Genomic DNA, 21363 nt, shown 5'->3' with positions numbered 1-21363 from the left:
CTCACCCCGGCCCTCTCCCATCTCGCTGCGCTCGAGAGGAGAGGGGGCAGAAGGAAAGGGGCAAGAAGAGAGCAAGCCCGCTTACTTCTTCAGCAACCGCTCGAGGTAGTGGATGTCCATCCCGCCGGCGCGGAAGGCGCTGTTGCGCATGAGTTCGCGGTGGAGGGGGATGGTCGTCTTGATGGGCTCGACCGTCATCTCGCGCAGGGCGCGTTCGGCGCGGGCGATGGCTTCCTCGCGCGTGTCGGCGTGGACGATCAGTTTGCCGATCATCGAGTCGTAGTTCGGGGGCACGCGATACCCGGTGATGCAGTGCGAATCGAGGCGCACGCCCGGGCCCCCGGGGGTGTCGAAGCGGGTGATCGTGCCGGGCGAGGGCGAGAAGTTCTTCGAGGGGTCCTCGGCGTTGATGCGGCACTCGATCGCGTGGCCGTTGATCTTCACATCCTTCTGCTTGAACCACAGGGGCTCGCCGGCGGCGACGCGGATCTGCGCCTTCACGAGGTCCACGCCGGTGATCGCTTCGGTCACCGGGTGCTCGACCTGGAGGCGCGTGTTCACCTCGAGCATGTAGAAGTTCTGGCGCTCGTCCATCAGGAACTCGACGGTCGCGGCGCCGGAGTAATTCGCGCGCTTGATGAGACGGGCGGCGGACTTGCAGACATCCTCGCGCCGGCGCTGGTCGACATGGGGCGCGGGCGCCTCTTCGATGAGTTTCTGGTGTCGACGCTGGGTGGAGCAGTCGCGTTCGTAGAGGTGGATCGCGTTGCCGTGCTTGTCGCCGAGGACCTGGACCTCGATGTGCCGGGCGGATTCGAGGAACTTCTCGATGTAGACCGAGCCGTTTCCGAAGGCGGCTTCGGCCTCGGTGGAGGCGGACTTGACGCCGGTGCGCAGCGCGGCTTCGTTGTGGACGACGCGCATGCCGCGCCCGCCGCCGCCGGCCGCGGCCTTGACGATGACGGGGTAGCCGATCTTGTCGGCGAGTTTGACGGCTTCTTCGATGTCTTCGATCGCGGACTCGGAGCCGGGGAAGATCGGGACTTTGGCTTCCTTCGCGGTGGCGCGGCAGGAGACCTTGTCTCCGAGTTTGGCCATCGCTTCGGGCGAGGGGCCGATGAACTCGATCTTGCAGTCGCGGCAGACGGACGCGAAGTGCGCGTTCTCGGAGAGGAAGCCGTAGCCGGGGTGGATCGCGTCGACATCGGCGATCTCTGCGGCGGAGATGATGCGCGGGATGTTGAGGTAGGACTTGTTCGCCGGGCCTTCGCCGATGCAGATAGCGCGGTCGGCGAGTCGGAGGTAGGGCGCGTCGGCGTCGGCCTGGCTGTAGACGCAGACCGCCTCGATGCCGAGTTCGTGGCAGGCGCGGATGACGCGCAGCGCGATCTCGCCGCGGTTGGCGATCAGGATGCGCGAGAACAGCGGTGTCTTGGGCACTGGTCGGGTCTCGTGCGTTGGTGTGCGGCGATCAGGAGGGACGCACGAGGAACAGCTTCTGCCCGAACTCGACGGGCTCGCCGTTCTTGACGAGGATCTTCTCGATGGTGCCGGAGACTTCCGCCTTGATCTCGTTGAAGACCTTCATGGCCTCGATGATGCAGACGACGCTGTCGCCGGTGATCTGCATGCCGGGCTTGGCGAAGGGGGGGCTGTCGGGCGAGGCGGCGGAGTAGTAGGTGCCGACCATGGGCGACGAGATAGCGACGAGGCCGGCGTCGGGGTCGGCGCTGGCAGGCGCAGGGGCGGGCGCGCCGCCTGCGGGCGCGGCGTGGTTCGCCGGCGCGTGGTGGGCGACCGGCGCCGCGGAGTAGACGACCTGGCCGCCGCCGCGCTTGAGCGAGACGGATTCCTGCTCGTCGTGGAGTTCCACCTCGGAGAGGTCGTTGTCGACCATGAGGCGGACGAGTTCCTTGAGTGTGTCGAGGTTGATCATCGTGCGCGTGGTCTATGTGGAGTGCGCCGGGCGTGCCGGCGCTGGGGTGCGTGGGAGGGTGAGCGTGAGGGGGCGAGTATAAGCGACCCGGTCTGGCGTCGCAGGGGGCGTCAGAAGCTGGGGCGGCTGAGCGGGTCGCGCATGCTGACGGGCTCGCGGAGGATTTCCGAGAGGATGATGCCGCGCCGCCAGTCGTCGGCGTCCATGCCCGCCAGGAGCGCCGCCCCGGAAGTGGTGGCGTCGTGCGCGTCGGGGGTTACGAGCGGCCCGCCCCGAAGGCCCTTGAAGGTCGCGAGCGCGGGGCGGAGGACCTCGTCGCCGGCATCGGGCGTGGCGGCGAGGGAGGGCGTGCCGCGCATCATCTGCTGACGCCGCAGGGCCTCTTCCTGGCGGAGCCGGGAGATTCGCTCGAGGTCGTCGCCCATCGCGGTGCCCGAGCGCGAGAGCGTCGTGCGCTTCGCGGCGGGGGTTGGCTGGCGTGCGGGCGCCCGCTGGGGGGCGGGGCTCGGTGGGCGCTGGGCGCTGGGGGCTGGTTGTGATCGCGAAGGACGGGAGGGCTGCGGGGTCGGCACGCGGCTGGCAGGGGGCGGAATCGGGGACTGTCGCGCCGGCGCGCTCGACGGTCCCGTCCCGGCGCGGGTTCTCGCTCTGGCCTGCGTCTCCATCTGCTTGCGACGCAGCTCCCGGAGCTGTTCCTGGCGGCGTTCGATCGCCTGTCGCTGCTTGTCGTCGAGGGCGGTGCGCGTCTGCTGCGCCTCGCGCTGTTCACGCTGCGCCGCTTCGGGAGCGCGCCCGGTGCGCAGCGCCTCCTCGTTCTTGCGGCGGGCGGCCTCTCGCGCCCGGTTGATCGCCGCCTGCTCGCGGATCCGCTGCACCACCCACTGCAGGAAGGACAGCCCGACGACCGCGAGGATGATCCACAGGTTGGGGTTGTTCCAGTTCATCCGCCCCAAGTGTAGCGGGGGGCCGGGGAACCGGTTCACTCGCCCGGTCGGTCGTCGCGGGCGCCGGGCAGCGAGGGCAGGAGCGCGCCGCGCCCGTCCTGTCGGATCGTGTCGAAGCGCGTGCCGTAGAGCGATTCGAGCATCCCCGCCGTCAGCGTGCGCTCGGTCGGCCCTCTCGCCGCGACGCGCCCGTCGCAGGACAGGGCGAGAACGTCGTCGGCGAGGCGCAGCGCCGTGGTCGCGTCGTGGAGAACGACGACGACCGTGGCGCCCCGGCGAGCGAGCCGGCGCATGTGCGAGGCGGCGATCCCGACGAACCGCGGGTCCATCGCGCTCATCGGCTCGTCGGCGAGCAGCGTCTTTCCGACGAGCGGCTCGGCGTCGTCAAGCGCGCCGAGCTGGGCGAGCGCCCTTGCGAGGGCGACGCGCTGCTGCTGCCCGACGCTCAGCGTGGCGAACGGGCGGTCGGAGAACCGGTCGAGTTCGAGCGAGACGAGCGCGTGTTCGACGAGATCGTCGCGCGCCGGCAGGGCGTGCCTGCCCAGCGTCACGACCCGGCGCGCCGTGAACGCGCCGGCGACCTCGGGGCGTTGCGGGACATAGGCGAGGCGCGCGACGCGCTCTGCGCCCGGGAGCGAGCGGATGTCGCGCGCGCCGAGCGTCACGCGACCGCTCCATGGCTTTACGAACCCCAGCGCGGCGCGGAGCAGCGTGGACTTGCCCGCGCCGTTCGGGCCGAGGATCGCCGCGACGCGCCCGGGCTCGAACGCCGCGCTCACCTCGCGCAGGATCGGCTCGGCGCGCCGGTAGCCGAAGGTGAGTGCCTCGATGGCGAGCGTCATCGGCGCAGCTCCCTTCGGAGCAGCGCGATGAAGACCGGTCCCCCGACGAGCGCCGTCAGCACGCCGATGGGCATCCGACCGGACCCCAGGTCGATGAGTTTCACGCCGGCGTCGGCGCTCACGATCGCCGCGGCGCCGAGCAGCGCCGAGCCGACCACGAGCGTGCGATGCCCGGGCCCGGCGACGAGTCTGACCAGGTGGGGACACACGAGGCCGACGAACCCGATCGGCCCGGCGAGCACGACGCTTCCCGCCGCCAGCGCGCCGGACATCAGGAACAGCGCCGCGCGCAGCGCGCCGAGGCGCACGCCCACGCTGCGCGCTTCGTCGTCGCTGAGACTCGCGGCGTCCATCGAGGGGCCAAGCCACGCGCCCAGCGCGACGCTCGCGAGCGTCATCGCGCCGACGCCGACGAGCCATCTCAGCGGCACATCGTCCGAGATCGCGCCGAGCACCCAGCGCGACGCCAGCGCGACGCCCCGGTCCGGCAGCAGGTGCTGCACGAACATGACCCCGGCGCCGCAGATCAGCGAGAGCACCACGCCGACGAGGATGAGCGCCGTGGGATCGATGAGCCCCCGGCGTTGCCCGAGCGCCCCGACGACGCCCAGGGCGCCGAGCGAACCGAAGAGCGCCGGGAGGATCGGCGCCTGGTACTGCACGATCGCGCCCGTCGCGAGAAAGCCGGAATAGATCCAGAGCACGACGCCAAGCCCGGCGCCCCCGGTCAGGCCCAGCACCGCCGGCTCGGCGAGGGGGTTGCGCAGCAGCGCCTGCAGGAACACCCCGGCGCTCGCGAGGGCGGCGCCCACGACAAGCCCGCTGGCGATCCGCCCGGAGCGGAGCTGCCACTCGATCGCGTCACGGGGCCACTCGAGGCCCTCCGGCGACGCGAGCAGGCGCAGCACGACCGCCAGTGCAGCGAACGCCGCGAATGCCGACACCGCGATCCATGGGTTGCGACGCACGGGCGGTCAAGCGTACCCGTCAGGGGACATCCGCTAGGAAAGGCCACGAGGAGATCGCCTCGCGGAGCTGGTTCGCGACGTCGATCACCGCCGGGCCGGGGACCTGCGCGCTGGGATGGTTCACGATCGCGACGCGTCCCGAGTTCACGGCGCGAAGGTCCAGCGACGCAAGGATCCCGAGCAGTTCGGCCTTGCGCGACGGGTCGGCCCCGGGGATGAACAGCGCGATCGAGTCCGGGTAGAGGCGGCGCGTGTCCTCGGCGTCGAGCTCCTGGTACGCGCGCCCGGTGTCGACGGCGAGCATCGCCCCGAGCGAGCGCACGATCTCCGCGTGGTACGACCCCGGGCCGGCGACCCCGATCGGATCAGTCCAGTACAGCAGCAGCATGCGCCCGGCGCGATCGTCGATCTGCTCCAGCGGGCTCAACGCCTCGTCCAGCGCGGCAAGCAGCTCCGACGCGCGCTCGTTGACCCCCTCCACGCGAAAGAGCGTGGTCAGGAACCCGATGCACCCCCGGATGTCGTCGAGCGTCAGCATCGGGATCTCGCGGACGACAAAGCCCTTCGACCCGGCGAAGCCGTCGAGGCGGGGCGGGGCGCCGGACGCGCTGCGTTCGAGCAGCACGTGCGTCGGCTCCAGACGGAGAAGACGCTCGTAGTCGATCCCGTTCTGATCGCCCACCACGGGGATGTCGTCGGGCCGGTTCCGGTCGAAGGCGTGTCGACCCACGACGAACTCGCCAAGCCCCAGCGCGTCGAGCGTCTCTCCGATGCCGGGGCTGAGCACGACGATCCGAGGCGTCGAGGTCGACGCGTTGGCCTCGGCGTCGGACGAGGAGCCCGGCCCGCCGCAGGCGGTCACCAGGCCCCCGAGGAGCGCGAGGAGCAGGGCGAGGGCGGCGGCAAGGCGTTGGGCTGGTCGTCGCATACCACGGATGGTATTGACAAAGGTCGCGTTGCGGCCCGCCCCCGGGTCGGCTACGGTGAGGCACGGTCGGCGGAGCCGCCCGATGGTCTGGGTATCGCCCCTGAAAGGAGTCGCCGCGTGGGCCTTCTCAAGAGCATCTCGTCCCTCTTCAGCGCCAAGCCGAGCGCCGCGGCGCCCGCGTCGTCGCAGTTCCGCCCGGCCTCGTCGCGCCCCTCCGAGCCGGTCAGGATCGATATCTCCGACGACGCCGCCCAGAGCGCGCGCCACGCGGACGACGACGACCTGCTGCGCCTCGACGACGACCTCCCCGAGCCCCGGCGCTCGCTGACGCACCTGGCGGCCCCGGCCCCGGCGCCCAAGTCCAAGAACGAGATCATCGCCGACCTCCAGAAGAACTACGCCGAGGTCATGGAGCTGATCCGCAAGGTCAGCAACCACCTCGACCGCGAGTCCGAGCGATCCGAACGCTTGATGGAGATCGCCGAGCGGATCCCGGCGGCCCTCGACACGCTGCCCGAGCTTCGCGCGCAGAACGAAGAGATGCTCCTGGCCCTGCGCGACGCGGCGTCCGACGCCGCCCGGAGAGACGAGGCCGCGTCGCAGACCCTCGAGCGCCTCGGCGAGCGCATGAACGAGGCGCGCGAGAGCGACCAGCAGCTCGTGGGGACCATGGCAGAATTCCGCGGCACGCTGCGCGAGATGGCCGACAGCAGCGAGAAGACCGGCCAGACCCTCTCGGTGATGAACGAGCGGAACGCCGCCCGCGAGCAGGAACTGCACAACATCCTGCAGCTCACCCGGCGCCGGATCACCATCGCGACCATCGTGGGCGTGATCCTGGTCATGGTCGCGACCGCCGCGGTGCTCATGCTCGCCGCTCGCGGCTGAGCGGGCTTCTTACGAGAAAAGGGCGTCGATCGCGCTCGCCAGAGACCCCAGCGCGTCGCGCGGGTGCAGCGCGAACGCCCATGTTCTGTCGTTGGCGAGCCCCGCCGCGTCGTGCCTGCGGCGGAGCGTCTCGGCCGCGTCGCGAAACCGCGTGATTTCCTCGGAGTGCGCCCCGCGGGTGCGATCGAGCAGCGCGTGCATCTCGCGGTAGAGCGCGGCTCGCTCGGCGCTCCTGCGAGGCGCCGCGGCGATCCGCGCGAGCAGGCCTCGCTTGGCGGCGGCGCCAGCGGGGTCGTCCAGCCGCGCCGGGTCGTGCGCCGCGCGGTGCGCCGCCCAGGCGGCGTCGGCGACTTCGCGCTCCGTCGGCGGCGCGTCCGACAGCAGCGGCAGGCGCAGCGTCGCCGTCGCGAGGGTCATCGGCGCGAGTTCGACGCCCAGCCACTCGCGCGCGAGCCGCTCCGTGATGCGGTCGTACTCCCACCCCCCGGCGCCGTGGATGAACAGGTCGCACGCCCCGGCGCGCACGAGCAGAGTCATGAGCAGCGCGCGCGGCGCGAGGGACAACGGCGCGACCCCCCCGAGCTGGTCCGAGAGCACCCGGCGCCTCGCCTCGCGTGCGCCGACGCGCCACAGCGGTGCCTCGTGCACACCCCTCGCGTCGTCGGTCGCGAGCATCGCGACCCCTGCGTTCGGGTGCGCCGCGGCGGCGTCGTTGTGCAGTCGGACGAACCGGGCCGGGTCCTCACGCAGGCGCGCGAGAACTCGCTCGAAGAGCGCCGTCGACGAGAGGGACGACGCCAGCACGTGCGACGCATCGCCCGTGAACGGGCGCATGAGATCGAACGACGCGAGCGCGCTCTGGGCGGCGAGCGACGACGCGTCGGCGTGCGCGCGCAGCGCGCCCACGATCGACGCGACGCCCTCGCGAACAAAGCCCCAGGGCGATCGCGCCAGCGCAGCGGCGTCGGGCTGTCGCGGCGCGCCGGGACCGACGAACCCCGCGGGCACGCCGGGGCCGGGCGAGGGCAGCAGGCGGAGCGTCGACTCGCCTATCTCGTCGTTCGCGTTGAGCGTGGGCACGCGCAGCGCGCCGGGGTCGGTCTCGTCCTGATCGACGACGAGGAACGCGGCATGAGCGCCCGTGCGCGAGGCGAGCGCGCGGGCCGCCATGTATTTCGCCAGCACCCCGGCGTGGAACACCACCGGCTGATGCCCGGTCATCACGACGGGCCTGTCGGTGGGCAGACCCAGGGATTCGCGCAGCGCGAGCCGTTCGTCGTCGTGACGGTGCGCCTCCCACGACGCGCGGAGCATTCCCGCCCACTCGCGCGGAGCGGGCTCGAGCAGGATCTCGTCGGGCGTCCCTGTCCCCGGCGTCACGCGCCGTTGCACCCCGAGCTCACGCCGCTGAGGGCGGCGGTGGGGAGCATGTGCGCGAACTTCTCCAGCTCGCAGTGCAGCACCGAGCGGTAGTGCGCGATGCGCGTCGCCGGGTCGTCGAGGGGCCCGCCGAAGGTGCGGTTGGGATCGTTATAGATGAGCCGGACCGGGATCTCGCGCACGCGCAGCTTGTTCGCCGCCGCCTGCACCCAGAACTGCAGGGGCATCGCGTAGCCGTCGACATCGAGCTTGAACTTCGCGAGGGTGCTGACGCGATAGGCCTTGAACCCGCAGAACGCGTCGGTGATGTTGTACCCGAGGCGCTCGTTCAACTCCCGGGTGATTTCGGCGTTGATCACGCGGCGCTGCGCCGGGGGGTCGTCGTCGCCCTCCATCCGCTGCAGGTAGCGAGACCCGCTGATCATGTCGGCGTCGTCTTCGAGGATCGCTTCGACGAAGCGCGGGATCGCGGCCGGTTCGTGCTGCTGGTCGCAGTCCATCGTGATGACCCAGTCGTATCCGTCGACGACAGCCCAGCGGAACGCGTCCTGGAGCGAACGCCCGTACCCGCGGTTGTGCGCGTGGCGGATGACCTCGACGGGGAATCGGGGGAGAAGGCACGGCGTCGAATCCGTCGACCCGTCGTCGACGACCAGCACATGCTCCGCGTGCTTAAGCACCTCGGTGAGCACACGCTCGACATGCTTCTCTTCGTTGTAGGTGGGGATCGCGACCAGCGTTCGCATCTCGGTCCTCGATTGGCGGGCGGCGACGCCCTGCGGTGCGGTTGATCCTAGGTCGTTCGCCCCGTTCCGGCCCGCCGATTCACCTCCCGAACGACGCCCGCTCAGCGTGGGGTCGAGATCGTCTCGAGGCCGCTGGCGCGCACGCGGTCGTTGGCGATGTCCCAGAACACAGGGTCACGCGCGATCAGGGGGGCGCCGGCCGACGGATCGAACAGCGTGATGACGTTGTTCAGCGCCGGGTGGGCCTCGAGGATGTTCCGGACCGGATCGAAGATCAGCCGGTCGGCGAGCATCTGCTTCCGCCGGTTCTTCGCGTAGACGGCGCCCGACGCCTCGATCCGATCGACCGTCAGGCGTCCGTCCTCGACGCCGGCGCCGGGGCTCTGCTCTCGCGCGATCGCGACGAGGCGCTCGCATTCGAGCTCGACCGTGTGCGCGTCGTTGAGCGGAAGGTGTCGAACGCGCACGTTGCGATCGATCGTCGCGTCGCCAGCAGCCCGCTGCGCGCGAAGCGAGCCGTCCCACTCGAACAGCGTCGTGCCGCGCGACGACGAGCCGGCGATGGGGGTTCCGGGGGTGGCGGCTGAGGTTTGCCCCGAGGCGCGCCGGTCCTCGACGAGCAGTCGTCCAGCGCCGGGCACGAGCAGCGTCTCCGCGACGCCGTCAACGCGGATCTCCTCGCCCGAGAGGTAGACGAGCTGGGACAGCGCGCCTGCTCCGGTCGCGCCGGTGTCGTAGCGCCGGGATTCGATCTCCGCCGGGGAGTCGCTGACGCCCTCGTACATCGCGCTGTAGAGCGTCGCGCTCGCGAGGCGCCGGTAGTTGTCCCCGGGGGTTCCTGGCGCGAGGATCGCGACGATGCGCTCGGCGCGGGCCGTGTCGCGCAGGTGCGCGCCGGCGTCGGCGCGCAGCAGGGCATCGCCGGCGAACTCGGCGCGCCCGGTCGAGTCGTCATACGACATCGCGTTCGACCAGCGCATCGTGACGCGCTCATAAGGCAGCGAGCCGGGACGGTCCTGGGCCGGCGCGACAGCGAGGTCGTAGGTCGCTTCGCCCTCGCCGAACGCCTCGATCGCGTTGCGGTCACCGAGCAGGCGGATCGCCTGGCCGCTCAGCGTCGCCGGCCCCCTTCGCAGCGAGGCGGGCGCGTCGGGAACGCCGATCAGCTCCGCGCGGTTGTTCCTCGGCTCGGCCCGCACGCTGCGCCCCGACGCGAACACCCGCTCGTCGCCCTCGCCCAGCGTGATCTCGACCCTCTCGTCGGCGCGGAACGAATCGACCTCGGCGCGCCCCTGCGCGTCGGTCACGAAGCGCGCCTCGACCAGCTCGCCTCGGACCGTCGCGTCGCGTCGCGCCGCGCGCACGCCGCCCTGCGAGGTCGCGCTGCGGATGTCCACGCGCTGCGAACCGGCGACGCGATCGAGGGCCAGATCGATCGTGGAGGCCGAGATGATCCCTTCCTCGCGCGCGTCGATCGTCGCGTTGTCACGCAGGAGCACTCGGGTGGGGTGTGAGCGCCCGTCGGCGTGCGCGAACTCGACGCGCACGCTGTCGGCAGTGGCCTGCCCGGCCGGGTCGCGCACCAGCACGCCCTCGCGCAGGGTCGCGTCGCGCAGCCCGGGCAGAAGCGCGCCAGCCGCGTTGCGCGCGAGCGTGAAGGCCGCCCCGCCGCGCCACGACGCGTCGCGCGCCAGCGCCTGGCCCGACGCGTCGACGGCGCGCGGATCGAGCGACTCGCCGAGCGCTCGGAGCGTGCCTGGCCCGGGGAAGGACGCGGTCCCGGCAACCAGATCGGCCTCGAACCGCCCGCCGACCGCTTCGCCCCGGGTCGGCGCGCGCACGGTCACGCCCCGGGGGCCGACGCCGCTGATCGTGAAGCGACCCGTCGTCGCGCCGTAGTCGAACGACACGCCCGACGCCTCGAACCCGCTCGCGAGGTCGCTCACGCGCACCAGCCCTCGCTGCGGCGAACTGAATCGCGCGAAGACCCGATCGTTGGCAAGCTCCGGCGCGTCGCGATCGATGGGCTGGATCTCCAGCGGGCCGGACCATCGCATGGTGACGGCGCGCCCGCTCGCGTCGCGCGCCGGGTCGCGAGCGGGGGATACGCCCCCGTCGTTCTCCGCGTCGTCGCTCGCGAAGGCGATGTCCGCCAGCGCGTCGGGCGCGAGGCGCCCATCCAGCATCGCCAGCCAGATGTCCAGTCGCTCGGCGTCCATTCTGCGCCCGTCGGACTCGATCGAGATCGGACCCGTGACCTGCGCGCGATAGCGGTTCTCACGCCCCGGCCCGGGCCTGCGCTCGCGAGCGGGCCGATCGTCGCTGGCGCCTGAACCCTCGCGCGACGCCGACCGCCCGGTCCACGCGAGCGACTCGCCCTGGTCGACTCGGAGGTATTGCAGCGTCCGGTCGCGTTCGTTGAACACGATCGTCAGGCCCTTGCCAACGAAGGAGACTTCGTCGGAATCCGCGCGGACCTCGTCGTTGGTGCGCAGCTCGCCCAGCGTCGCGTCGAAGCGCAGCGACTCGGTGCGCACCAGCAGCCCCTCGCCCGGGACGCCGCTCGCGTGCGACTCAGCATCGAGCAGGCGGATGCGCACGTCGCCGCGAAACTCGCCCGACTGGGGCTCGTTGCTCGTGCCCCGGCGCACGAACCGGGCGTTCTTCGCGAGCACCTCGATCGCGCCGCCGTCGTCGAGCAGGATCGTCGCGCGAGGATCGGTCACCGCGAAGCGCCCGCTCTCGAGGGGCTCGAAACGCGTGTACGCCAGCGTCTGGCGCAGCTCCCCGGACTTCTCGTCGAAAAGCTCGATGCGCCCCTCGGTGCTGCCTCGCAGCGACTCGATCGGCGTCGTGAGCACGTCGACCGTCGTGCTCTCCATCGTCAGGGCTTCCTGGGGGAGCGTGACATCGGCCCGGTCAGTTCGCTGCTGGCCTCCGGCAGGCGTCTGCGAGCGGAGCGCGAGCAGGGCGAAGACGCCGAGCACGCCGATGGCGACCACCACCGCGACGGCGACGCCGATCTTGCGACCGTCGACACCCGACACCGATCTGGAAGGTTCGCGACCTGGCATAGACGACGATCGTACGGCCTCAACCCCGGCCCGGAAGGCGCCCCCAGCGCCGGACCACCGCCCCTGTGCGCGAAAATCGCCCCGCGCTCAGTCCCGCACGACCTTGAGCGAGATCAGGTCCTGCACATCCAGGACGCCCACCGGGCGACCGGCCGCGTCGACGACCGGGATCTCGTCGGAACGGAACTCGCGCACCATATGGACCGCGTCGCGCACCAGCGCGTCGTCGCGGAGCGTCCGCGGCGTGCGCGTCATCACCTCGGCGATCGGGCGCGCCAGCGGGTCGCCCTGTTTGCGGCTCTCCTGCATCACCAGCCGGCGCAGGTCGCCGTCGGTGAACAGTCCGGAGAGGCGTTCCTTCGCGTCGACGAGGATGATCGCGCCCGGGCGCCGGCTCAGGGCGCTCGCCTGATCGAGGGCCTCGCCGACGGTCAGGTTGTCGCGGACCACGGGCAGGTTCTGGCCCACCACGAAGCGGAGGATCTCGGTGATGGGGCGCAGCAGCCCGCCCAGCCCGCCCCCGGGGTGGCGCTTGCGGAAGTCGTTGGCCGTGAAGAGCAAGCGGCGCGAGAGCGCCAGCGAGAGGGCGTCGCCCAGCGCGAGCGTCGCCGTCGTGCTGCTGGTGGGCGCGAGGGTCTCGGCGCACGCTTCGGTCACATCGCCGATGCTCAGCGCGACATCGGAGACGCGCGCCAGCGAAGAGGTCTCGCCACGCTTGCCGCCGACGATGGAGACCACGCCCACGCCGTCCTGCCGGAGCATCGCGGCGAGCGCGACGACCTCTTCGGTCTCGCCGGAATACGAGAGCGCCAGCACGCAGTCGACCGACCGGATACGCCCCAGGTCGCCGTGGACCGCCTCGGCAGGGTGCACATCGTGCGAGGGCGCGCCGAGACTCGCGAGGGTCGCGCTGATTTTCTTGCCGATGAGCCCCGACTTGCCCATGCCCGAGGTCACGATGGTCCCGCCGCGGCGGACCGATCGTTCGAACAGGTCGACGGCGCGCGACGCACGGTCGTCGAGCCGGTCGAGCACGCTCAGGATCGCGTCCGATTCGGCGCGCAGGCAGGCGGCGAGGTAGTCGCGCTCGCCCTCGTCCTTCACTCCCCCCCCGGCCGGCTTGACATCCAGCACCGTGTCCGAGCCCGTCCCCTGACCCGAACCGGGAGTCTGGGCCGGATCGTCGGCCTGGGCGGACGGGTCGGTTGCGCGGGTTTGTCTGGCTGGCGCGTGGCGTGTCGACACGGGCTGTAGGATAGGCCTGTCCACTCGCCCCGTAGGGAGCCCGCCCGTGCGCATCGCCGAGGATTTCGTCGTCTCGCTCGACCGCTTCGAGGGCCCCCTCGACCTGCTGCTCTATCTCATCCGCAAGAACGAGGTCGGGATCGAGGACATCCCCATCGCGCCCATCACCGACCAGTACCTCGCCCATCTTCGCGGGCTCGAGCGGATCGATGTGGACACGGCGGCCGAGTTCCTCGTGATGGCCGCGACGCTGATGGAGATCAAATCTCGCCTCATCGCACCTCCCCCCGAAGGCGAGTCGTCCGAGAACCAGAGCGACCACGAGCGGGCGCGACGCCCCGGGGACGAGGCCGACCCGCGCGCTGAACTGATCCTCCAGCTCCTCGCCTATCGCCAGTACCGCGACGCCGCCGACGCGCTCGACACCAGGCGAACTGAGTGGGAGCGCCGCTTCCCCGCCGCGAAGGCAGGCATCGACAAGGACGCCCTCCGGCAGGCGCAGCACACCGAGGCCGACGACATCGACCCCGACGACATCGACCTGCTCGACCTCGTACGCGCCTTCGCGCGCATCGCCGAGTCGGTCAACTTCGATCGCATCGCCCTCGGCGCGCACGAGATCGGCTCCGAGGAGACGCCCATCGAGCTGCACGCCGAGGACCTGCTCGAACGCCTGCGTGGCCCGCGCGAGTCTTCACGCACTTCGACTGCAGTCTCTCTGCGCGACGCGGCGACCGGCAAATCCAAGCCCGAGATCATCGGGCTCTTCCTCGCGCTCCTCGAACTGATGAAGTGCGGCGTCGTCAGCGTCAAGACGCTCCCGGACGCCAGCGACGTGATGATCGACCTCAAGCCCGAGATCGCGCGCGACCCCGCGCTCCTGTCCTCCCCGGCGTCCGAGCTGCTCGCCCGGTCGGTCAACGCGCCCGTGCCTGGCGACACGCCGCCCGCGAAGCCCGACGCGTGGGACGAGGACGACGAGTTCGCCGGCGACGAGGACGACGACGACGACGATCTCACCTGACGGCGCGCCCGCTCAGCCCTTCGGCTTGCTCGCGCGAGGCGCGCGCTTCGGCTTCGCCGCGTCGGTTGTCTCGCGCAGCTTCGCGTTCGCGATGTCGCACAGGTCCAGCGCCTCGCGCAGCGAACGCATGAGCTCCTCACGCTTTGTTTCGAGCGAATCCACCTGCTCCGCGGCGTCGAGCACGGTCCTCGCCGCGGCGCGTGACGCCTCGTCGATCTGTGCCCGCAGCGCCTCGAGGTGACGCGCCGCGTTCGCGACGCCGGCCTTCGCGCCCTCGGCCCGCGCGATCGCTTCGGCCAGATCGCCGCCCTCGCGCGTGAGCGATTTCGCCTCGCCGAGCGCCTCGCCCAGCGCACGCAGCCGGGGCTCGAGCGTCGCTTCCACCTGCTGGCGCATGACGCCGATGCGCTGCTCGGCGCTGTCGATCAGTTCGAGCGTTTCTTTGCCCACGGCGTCAATGCGGCGCTCGGCGTCCATCGCGCTCTCACGCAGCGCGCCGCCGCGCTGCTCGAGGTGCTCGGCCAGCCGGTGCATCGCGGTCTCAGCGGCCAGGGCGATCCGCTGGGTCGCGCCGTCGGTCCTGGTCTGAAGGTCCGCGGCCCGCGCGTCGAGCAGGGGGGCGAGCGCCTCGGCCCGCTCCACGGCCCGTGACAGCGCGCCGGACGCTCGCGCCGCTTCGGATTCGGCCAGTTGCGCCGCGGCCGTCGAGGCGCGGGCCAGCTCCGCCTCGAGCCGGCGCTGCACCTCGGTCGCGCGTCGCTCCGCCTCTCGTTCGAGCGCCAGCAGCCGCTCTGCGCCGCTCTGCTCCGCCGCCCTGGCGCGCGACTCGATCATCGCTTCGAGCTCGTGCAGGCGCGCCTGCACCCGTGTCTCGATCTCGTGGGCGAACCGCTCCCGCTCGCGCGACGACTCCTCGATCAGCCCGTTGAGCTTCGCAGCGGCCAGCTCGGCCTTGGCGATCGTCGCCGACGCCTCGCCCAGCCGGGCCAGCGCCTCGTCGACGCGAGCCAGTCTCGACTCCACGCCCTGGAGCGCCTGCGTGATCGCCGCCAGACGCTTCACACGCGCGCCCGCCGGGCCCCACTCCGAGTCCAGCGTCGTCGCCAGACGCTTCACCTCGACCGTCGCGGCCTTCAGCGTCTCACGCTCAGCCATCGCGGCGGTGGTCGCGTCGCGCAGCGACCCGGCGAAGGTCAGGAACGCGTCCTCGTCCACCACTCGAGGCGACACGAACATACCTTCCACCGCCGCGACAGACCGAGAAGGCGCCTTGCCCTCTACCGGAGAAGTGGCGGCGGACGGCTTCACGGTTCCCTCGGAGGGTGCACTGATAACGCGGCGGGTGTTCATCACCCTCTGAAATCGGCCAGCGACCCCCGATCCCTCGAAACGCGCCGGGCGACCGGCCCGGCCCACCTACGATCCCTTCATGCCCCCTCGCAGGCCCCGCGCCTCCAACCCCAACGCGTCCCCCCGCAAGCCCACGAAGCCTCGCGCCTCTTCGGGGGGCAAGCCCGCGCCCAAGGGCAAGACGACCAAGAAAGCCGGGCCGGCCCGCGCCGCCAAGCCCAAGCCCCGGCCCAAGGCCGCCCCCGGCGACATCGCCGGCCTGCGAGACGCATCCAGGCCGGGCGCCGTGCGCATCCAGCGGTTCATGGCCGACGCCGGCGTCGCCTCTCGGCGCGCCTGCGAGGCGCTCATCGAGGAGGGACGCGTCACGATCAACGGCGAGCGCGTCACCGAGCTGCCCCTTTTCGTGGTCCCCGGGACCGACCGCATCGAGGTCGACGGCGAGCCCATGCGCCTCCACTTCGACACCACCCGGCCCGTCGAGCGGCTCATCTATGTCATGCTCAACAAGCCCCGCGCCACGGTCACCACCGTATTCGACCCCGACGGGCGGCGCACCGTCGTCGACCTCGTCCAGCACCCCTCGGGAGTGCGCCTCTTCCCGGTCGGGCGACTGGACTTCGACACCATGGGGCTCGTCCTTCTGACCAACGACGGCGAGCTGGCCAACCGGCTCACCCACCCACGCTACGGCGTGCATAAGACCTACCGAGCCATCGTCCGGGGGCGCATCGAAGACGACCAGATCGAGGAACTCGAGCGCGGCGTCTTCCTCGCCGAGCGCCGAGAGGGGCGCACCGTGGGCGCCAAGCGCACCGCCCATGTGCAGATGAAGATCGTCAAGCGCGACGCGACCCGGACCATGCTCGAGCTCACCCTCGAAGAGGGGCGCAACCGCCAGGTCCGACGCATGCTCGCCAAGGTCGGGCACCCGGTGAAGAAGCTCACGCGCGTCGGAATGGGTCCACTGCGCCTCCGACAGGTGACCCTCGGCCAGTGGCGGGAACTCACACGCGACGAGATCCGCGCCCTCCGCGCCGCCGCCAACGCCAAGACAGAGTGAGCGCCGACCGCCCGCGCGGTATCCTCTCCCCGTGATCCTCCACCTCAACGGCCAACTCGTCGCGCGCGAACACGCCCGCATCGACCCCCTCGACCGCGGGTTCCTCTTCGGCGACGGGCTCTACGAGGGTCTCCGCGCCTTCGACGCCGTGGTCTACGGGCTCGACTTGCATGTCGAACGCATGCGATCCGGGCTCGAGGAGTCGCGCATCGACGGATTCGACGCGTCCTCCCTCGGGAAACTCTCCGAGGAACTCCTCGACGCCAACCACCTGCGCGACGCGTTCGTCTACTGGCAGATCACCCGAGGTTCCCCTGCGCCCGGCACGCCGGCCGCCCACCTGCGCAAGCGCATCCCGGGCGACGAGATCTCGCGCCCCACGGTGATGGGCTACTGCGTGCCCCTCCCGGGCATCGGCGCGTGCGTGGGGCCGAAAGCGATCCACGCCGCGATCGTCGAGGACACGCGCTGGACGCGCTGCCACATCAAGTCGATCTCGCTTATGGGCAACGTGCTGCACGCGCTCGAAGCAGCCCACGCGCCCGAGCCGGCCGACGACTCCATTATGGCGCGCGGAGGCGTGGTCTCCGAAGCGTCCTCGACCAACCTCTTCGCGTCCATCGGCGGCCGGATCGTCACGCCGCCGGTCGACCGGGGCTGGAACCTCCGCGGCGTGACGCGCGCGAAAATCCTCCGACGCGTCCCGGGGATCGAGGTCCGCGACATCACGGTCGACCAGCTCCGCGCCGCCGACGAGATCATGCTCGCCGGCACCATCACCATGGTCGCCGGCGTCACCCGCCTCGACGGACGGGCAGTGGGGGACGGGCGCCCCGGCCCGGCCTGCCGCACGCTCTACGACGCCCTTGTCGGGGATATCCGCGACGAAATCGCGTCCGCCCGTGTGTCGGCGCTCGCCTGACTTCTACACTCCCCGGCATGTCAGGCACACCAGTCCTCACGATCAACGTCGGCAACTCGCGCACGCAGTTCGCGCGCTTCGAGGGCCAGGAGCGTCGCTCCCTCGGCTCGCTCCCGAATTCGCCGAGCGAGGGGCTGCTCGACGCGCTCCTTGCCGAGATCGCGGCGCTGCGCGACGAGGGCGAGAAGCCCGTCGCGATCATCGCGAGCGTGAACCGCCCGGTCTCGCAGACGCTCGAGCGCTCGCTGCTCGACGCCGCCCCCGACGCCGAGGTGCTGGTCGCCGGGCGCGACTTCCCGATCGACATCACCCACTCCCTCGACGCGTCGGGCGAGCAGACCGTCGGGCAGGACCGCCTCTTCAACGCGATCGGCGCGTACGCGCTGCGCCCCGAAGCGAGCGTCATCGTCGACGCCGGCACCGCCGTCACCGTCGATTTCATCGACGGCCAGGGCGTGTTCCACGGCGGGGCGATCGCGCCCGGCGCACGCATGATGCTCGGCGCGCTCCACGAGAAGACCTCCGCCCTCCCCGAGGTCCCCTTCGCCGCGCCCGTGGGCGTGGGCGAGGCCGACGACCTCGAGCCCTTCGGCAAGAACACGCCCGAAGCGATGCTCAACGGGGTGTTCTTCGCGATCCGGGGCCTCGTGCGCCTGCTCACCGAGCGATACGCCGAGAAGTACGAGGCGTACCCGCGCGTGGTGGTCACAGGGGGCGACGCCCAGACCATTTTCGGCTCCGACGAGCTCATCGACGCCATCGTCCACGACCTCACGCTCCGGGGCATCGGCGCGTCGTTCGAGTCCTGGCTGCGCACCCTCGACGACTCCGACGACGAGCCGGCGCCGCACACCGAAGCACGCGACCTGGACCGGTGAACGACGGCGCGCCGCCAGCGGTCTTCTCGCTCGACACGCCCCCGGGCGCGTCGGCGATCGCGGGCGTCACCCTCAGCGGCGACATCGACCTCGCGCTCAAGACGCTGGGCATCGCTCCCGTCCGCGTGGGCGAAGCGAAGCTGCGCGACCTCGCCGGGGTGGACCGCGGCGTCGTGGCGCGCTGGTCCGAGCGGTCCGCCACCCTCATGCCCCACGCCGGCGCGATGATCGTGCGCGACCTGCTCGCGGCGCTGCGGCACGCCGGGATGCGCGAGCGATCCCGCGCCGACGACCCTCGCGCGTCGCACCCGGAAGCGTGCGACCTGTTCGAAGCGCTCGCGCTCGACGCGCTGCCCTTCATGACCAGCCCGCGCGCCGTCGACCTGCTGCTCGCCCAGCCCGGCCGCTGGCGCTCCTGGGACGCGCGGGCCCACCCGATCGAAGCCGTTCGCTCGATGAGCGCCGTGCTGAACCGGCTGCGCACGCCCCCGACGGTCGTCGCGCTCGGGGCGAGCAACATCGGCAAGAGCACTCTGCTTAACGCGCTCGCGCGGCGCACCGTCTCGATCGTGCACGACGAGCCCGGCGTGACGCGCGACCACGTGGGCGTGACGCTCGACCTCGACGCCGTCGCCGTCCGCTGGCTCGACACCCCCGGCGTGCGCGACGCATCCGACCCGGTCGAGCGCGACGCGATCGACCTCGCCGCGAGCGCCGCGGCCGGCGCCGACCTCGTCGTGCTCTGCGCCGACCACGCGTCGGGCTGGGTCGAGCCGCCCCCCGGCGTGCCGACGCTCCGCGTGGGGGTTCGCGCCGACCTGGGCGCGATTCCCGGGGCGGCGATCTCGGTCAGCGCGGTTCGCGCTCAGGGGCTGGACGACCTTGCCCTCCGGATCCGTCGACGGCTGATCCCCGACGACGCCCTGTCATGGGACGGGCCCTGGCTGTTCGACGAACGCCTGCTGGCGACGGGGGGGAGCGAAGGCGGGCCCCCGGCGACCTAGAGTCCCGTTCACCGAACAGATCCCTCGGAGCGACAGATCGCCATGGACGACCGTCAGAGGACAATCGTAGAAGGCGCCGGACTCGAAGAGTCGCGTCTCAATCAGGACTTCATCGAGTGGCTCAGGAAATGGGGCACCCCCATCCTGATGGTCGTCGTGGTCGTGTCGGGCGGGTACGCCGCGTGGAACATGTGGGCGCGTTTCCAGGAGCGTTCGCACGACGAGGCCTACGCGCAGTTCCACGCCGCCGCCGTCGCCGGCAGTCCCGACAACCTCGTCGTCGTCGCGGAGCAGCATCGCGGGAAGGGCGCGGTCTACGAGCTGGCGCTCATCGAGGCCGCCGACGCGTACCTCGCGTCGGCTCGGACCGGGGTCCGCCCCGGCGGTTCGAGCGATGTCCCCGAAGACCTGCTCGACGACGAACAGCGCGCGTCGAACCTGAGGCGCGCCGGCGAGCTCTACCAGACGCTCGTGGACGCCGCCTCGCAGACGCGCGGCCACGAGTTGCACCTGCTCAACGGGCTCTTCGGGCTCGCCGCCGTCGCGGAATCCACGGGCGACACCGCCGGCGCCAAGGCGCACCTGTCTCGCGCCGCCGAGGTCGCCGACCGCTCGCTCTACCCGAGGATCGCGGATGTTGCCCGTGATCGCATCGCGACGCTCGACACGCTCACCACCGTGACGCGCCTGTACAACCAGGCCGAGGTGCGCAGCTCCAGCGATATCTCGTCGATGTTCCCTTCGGGCGCGATCAACATGCCCTCGCAGCAGGCCCCGGTGACGCTGCCCTCGCCCGATCCGTTCACGGGCAACACCGGCCCCATCGCCCCGCCCAGCGACGACGACGCGCCCACGCCGTGACCGGCAAGCCGCGTGGCAACAAGCCGCCCCCGCGCGAGAGGGTCGTCCCGCACCCTTCCGACAACCCGCTGCTGAACCCGGGGGGCAAGCTCGACGCCAAAGCGGTCCGGGCCGCGTCGCGCGCCCACGCCGACGACCTCCCCGAGCCAGAGTCGACCGACGAGCGCGACGCCGACGCGATCGAGCAGCCCGCGGACGACGACGGGCCGGTGCACGTGCGCTTCCAGTTGTCTCGCGACCTGCAGAAGCGCCTCGACAAGTACCTCGTCGATCGCATCCCGTTCATGAGCCGCACGCAGCTGCAGCGACTCATCGAGAACGAAGCGGTGACCGTCAACGCGCGCGTGCCCAAGCCCTCGACCGTCCTGCGCCTGGGCGATGTCGTCGACGTCATCGTCCCGCCCCCGCCCCCCAAAGAAATCCTCGCGCAGGAGATCCCCCTCGCGATCATGCACGAGGACGACGACCTGCTCGTCGTCAACAAATCCCCAGACATCATCGTGCACCCGGCGCGCAGCCACCTCTCGGGCACCATGATCAACGCCCTCGCGTGGCACTTCCGCAACGCGTCGGCGCGCGGCGGCGACCTGAGCAAGGTCGGCGAAGAGTTTGCCCGACCCGGGGTCGTCCACCGGCTCGACCGGCACACCAGCGGCGTGATCGTCTTCGCCAAGCGCGACGAGACCCACTGGAAGCTCGGGCGCCAGTTCGAGAAGCGACAGGTCGAGAAGCGATACCTCGCCGTCGTCCACGGCGAACTCCGCCCGCCCATCGATGTGATCGATGTGCCGCTGGGCCCCAGCCCATCGCGCGAGAAGGGCGTCCGCGAGAAGCAGGTCGTCCGCTACGACGAACTGGGCAAGCCCGCCGTCACCATCTATCGCGTGCGCGAGCAGTTCGACGGGTACTCCCTCGTCGAGCTCGAGCTCAAAACCGGCAGGACGCACCAGATCCGCGTGCACCTCGCGCATTCCGACAACCCCATCGTCGCCGACGACATGTACGGGGGGAAGTACTCGACCCTCGAAGACATCGCCCACAGCAAGGCCGCCGCCCGCGAGGCGTCCGAGCGGTTCGGCGTCCGGCTCGACGAGCCGATCCTGCGCCGCCACGCGCTGCACGCGTGCATGCTCGGCTTCAGACACCCTGCGACCGAGACGCCAATGCTGTTCACGGCGCCCGTCCCCGACGACATGGCCCGGCTCATCGCCATCCTGAGGGCCATCGCGCCCGGGAAGGGGCGCCTTGACGCGCCGGGCTCGATGATCGATCTTGACACCGCCGTGCCCGAGCACCGCTTCGGGCAGTGA

General features: G+C 71.4%; 19 protein-coding genes. 8 read left to right on the top strand and 11 right to left on the bottom strand.

Features of this window, described 5'->3' with window-relative positions; all coding sequences use genetic code 11:
- Window positions 1–81: 81 nt before the first annotated feature.
- The 6 genes from accC to KF684_01755 form a co-directional block, all read right to left on the bottom strand.
- Window positions 82–1425, bottom strand: a complete 1344-nt coding sequence (gene accC, locus KF684_01780) for an acetyl-CoA carboxylase biotin carboxylase subunit (GenBank protein ID MBX3351638.1) — start codon at window positions 1423–1425, stop codon at window positions 82–84.
- A gap of 46 nt (window positions 1426–1471) precedes the next feature.
- The gene (gene accB / locus KF684_01775) at window positions 1472–1936 is read right to left on the bottom strand and encodes an acetyl-CoA carboxylase biotin carboxyl carrier protein (GenBank protein MBX3351637.1); all 465 of its coding nucleotides are present in this window, start codon (window positions 1934–1936) and stop codon (window positions 1472–1474) included.
- Window positions 1937–2046: 110 nt separating this feature from the next.
- Entirely contained in the window at window positions 2047–2880 is an 834-nt protein-coding gene (locus KF684_01770) for a hypothetical protein (GenBank protein MBX3351636.1), read from the bottom strand.
- 35 nt (window positions 2881–2915) lie between these two features.
- Window positions 2916–3722 (bottom strand): ABC transporter ATP-binding protein, encoded by an 807-nt coding sequence (locus KF684_01765; GenBank protein MBX3351635.1) that lies wholly within the window; start codon window positions 3720–3722, stop codon window positions 2916–2918.
- Window positions 3719–4690: an iron ABC transporter permease gene (locus KF684_01760; GenBank protein MBX3351634.1), complete on the bottom strand. Its 972-nt coding sequence runs from the start codon at window positions 4688–4690 to the stop codon at window positions 3719–3721. Before KF684_01760 ends, KF684_01765 begins: the two co-directional genes overlap by 4 nt.
- Window positions 4691–4709: 19 nt before the next feature.
- Window positions 4710–5618 (bottom strand): ABC transporter substrate-binding protein, encoded by a 909-nt coding sequence (locus KF684_01755; GenBank protein ID MBX3351633.1) that lies wholly within the window; start codon window positions 5616–5618, stop codon window positions 4710–4712.
- Between the two features lie 117 nt (window positions 5619–5735).
- On the opposite strand from KF684_01755, the gene KF684_01750 reads away from it, so the two are divergent.
- The gene (locus tag KF684_01750; GenBank protein MBX3351632.1) at window positions 5736–6506 is read left to right on the top strand and encodes a hypothetical protein; all 771 of its coding nucleotides are present in this window, start codon (window positions 5736–5738) and stop codon (window positions 6504–6506) included.
- Between the two features lie 9 nt (window positions 6507–6515).
- On the opposite strand, the gene KF684_01745 is transcribed toward KF684_01750, so the two are convergent.
- From KF684_01745 to KF684_01730, 4 genes are all read right to left on the bottom strand, one after another.
- The gene (locus KF684_01745; GenBank protein MBX3351631.1) at window positions 6516–7886 is read right to left on the bottom strand and encodes a hypothetical protein; all 1371 of its coding nucleotides are present in this window, start codon (window positions 7884–7886) and stop codon (window positions 6516–6518) included.
- Complete coding sequence (locus tag KF684_01740) at window positions 7883–8632, bottom strand: glycosyltransferase family 2 protein (protein ID MBX3351630.1); 750 nt, start codon at window positions 8630–8632, stop codon at window positions 7883–7885. The genes KF684_01745 and KF684_01740 overlap by 4 nt, the downstream gene beginning before the upstream one ends.
- Before the next feature lie 101 nt (window positions 8633–8733).
- Window positions 8734–11706 (bottom strand): hypothetical protein, encoded by a 2973-nt coding sequence (locus KF684_01735; GenBank protein ID MBX3351629.1) that lies wholly within the window; start codon window positions 11704–11706, stop codon window positions 8734–8736.
- Between the two features lie 87 nt (window positions 11707–11793).
- Entirely contained in the window at window positions 11794–12951 is a 1158-nt protein-coding gene (locus tag KF684_01730) for a KpsF/GutQ family sugar-phosphate isomerase (GenBank protein MBX3351628.1), read from the bottom strand.
- Between the two features lie 46 nt (window positions 12952–12997).
- Between KF684_01730 and KF684_01725 the strand changes: the two genes are divergently transcribed.
- Entirely contained in the window at window positions 12998–13975 is a 978-nt protein-coding gene (locus tag KF684_01725; GenBank protein MBX3351627.1) for a segregation/condensation protein A, read from the top strand.
- A gap of 12 nt (window positions 13976–13987) precedes the next feature.
- On the opposite strand, the gene KF684_01720 is transcribed toward KF684_01725, so the two are convergent.
- Complete coding sequence (locus KF684_01720) at window positions 13988–15205, bottom strand: hypothetical protein (GenBank protein MBX3351626.1); 1218 nt, start codon at window positions 15203–15205, stop codon at window positions 13988–13990.
- A 199-nt stretch (window positions 15206–15404) separates the two neighbouring features.
- Between KF684_01720 and KF684_01715 the strand changes: the two genes are divergently transcribed.
- The 6 genes from KF684_01715 to KF684_01690 are packed head-to-tail and all read left to right on the top strand — an operon-like array spanning window position 15405 to window position 21363.
- The gene (locus KF684_01715; GenBank protein ID MBX3351625.1) at window positions 15405–16388 is read left to right on the top strand and encodes a pseudouridine synthase; all 984 of its coding nucleotides are present in this window, start codon (window positions 15405–15407) and stop codon (window positions 16386–16388) included.
- Between the two features lie 31 nt (window positions 16389–16419).
- Window positions 16420–17310 (top strand): aminotransferase class IV, encoded by an 891-nt coding sequence (locus KF684_01710; GenBank protein MBX3351624.1) that lies wholly within the window; start codon window positions 16420–16422, stop codon window positions 17308–17310.
- A 17-nt stretch (window positions 17311–17327) separates the two neighbouring features.
- Window positions 17328–18188, top strand: a complete 861-nt coding sequence (locus KF684_01705) for a type III pantothenate kinase (protein ID MBX3351623.1) — start codon at window positions 17328–17330, stop codon at window positions 18186–18188.
- Window positions 18185–19192: a 50S ribosome-binding GTPase gene (locus KF684_01700; protein ID MBX3351622.1), complete on the top strand. Its 1008-nt coding sequence runs from the start codon at window positions 18185–18187 to the stop codon at window positions 19190–19192. Before KF684_01705 ends, KF684_01700 begins: the two co-directional genes overlap by 4 nt.
- 42 nt (window positions 19193–19234) lie before the next feature.
- The gene (locus KF684_01695; GenBank protein MBX3351621.1) at window positions 19235–20053 is read left to right on the top strand and encodes a tetratricopeptide repeat protein; all 819 of its coding nucleotides are present in this window, start codon (window positions 19235–19237) and stop codon (window positions 20051–20053) included.
- Window positions 20050–21363 (top strand): RluA family pseudouridine synthase, encoded by a 1314-nt coding sequence (locus KF684_01690; GenBank protein ID MBX3351620.1) that lies wholly within the window; start codon window positions 20050–20052, stop codon window positions 21361–21363. The genes KF684_01695 and KF684_01690 overlap by 4 nt, the downstream gene beginning before the upstream one ends.

The organism is Phycisphaeraceae bacterium (assembly GCA_019636675.1).
GTDB lineage: Bacteria > Planctomycetota > Phycisphaerae > Phycisphaerales > UBA1924 > JAHBXC01.
Note: the sequence above shows the minus strand (reverse complement) of the source record. Positions and strands in the feature narration are given on the sequence as shown.

Coding starts and splice junctions, on each gene's coding strand:
- KF684_01705 (MBX3351623.1), top strand. CDS start 17,328: ATGTCAGGCACACCAGTCCTCACGATCAACGTCGGCAACTCGCGCACG.
- KF684_01755 (MBX3351633.1), bottom strand. CDS start 5,618: ATGCGACGACCAGCCCAACGCCTTGCCGCCGCCCTCGCCCTGCTCCTC.
- KF684_01740 (MBX3351630.1), bottom strand. CDS start 8,632: ATGCGAACGCTGGTCGCGATCCCCACCTACAACGAAGAGAAGCATGTC.
- KF684_01735 (MBX3351629.1), bottom strand. CDS start 11,706: ATGCCAGGTCGCGAACCTTCCAGATCGGTGTCGGGTGTCGACGGTCGC.
- accB (MBX3351637.1), bottom strand. CDS start 1,936: ATGATCAACCTCGACACACTCAAGGAACTCGTCCGCCTCATGGTCGAC.
- KF684_01715 (MBX3351625.1), top strand. CDS start 15,405: ATGCCCCCTCGCAGGCCCCGCGCCTCCAACCCCAACGCGTCCCCCCGC.
- KF684_01695 (MBX3351621.1), top strand. CDS start 19,235: ATGGACGACCGTCAGAGGACAATCGTAGAAGGCGCCGGACTCGAAGAG.
- KF684_01770 (MBX3351636.1), bottom strand. CDS start 2,880: ATGAACTGGAACAACCCCAACCTGTGGATCATCCTCGCGGTCGTCGGG.
- KF684_01765 (MBX3351635.1), bottom strand. CDS start 3,722: ATGACGCTCGCCATCGAGGCACTCACCTTCGGCTACCGGCGCGCCGAG.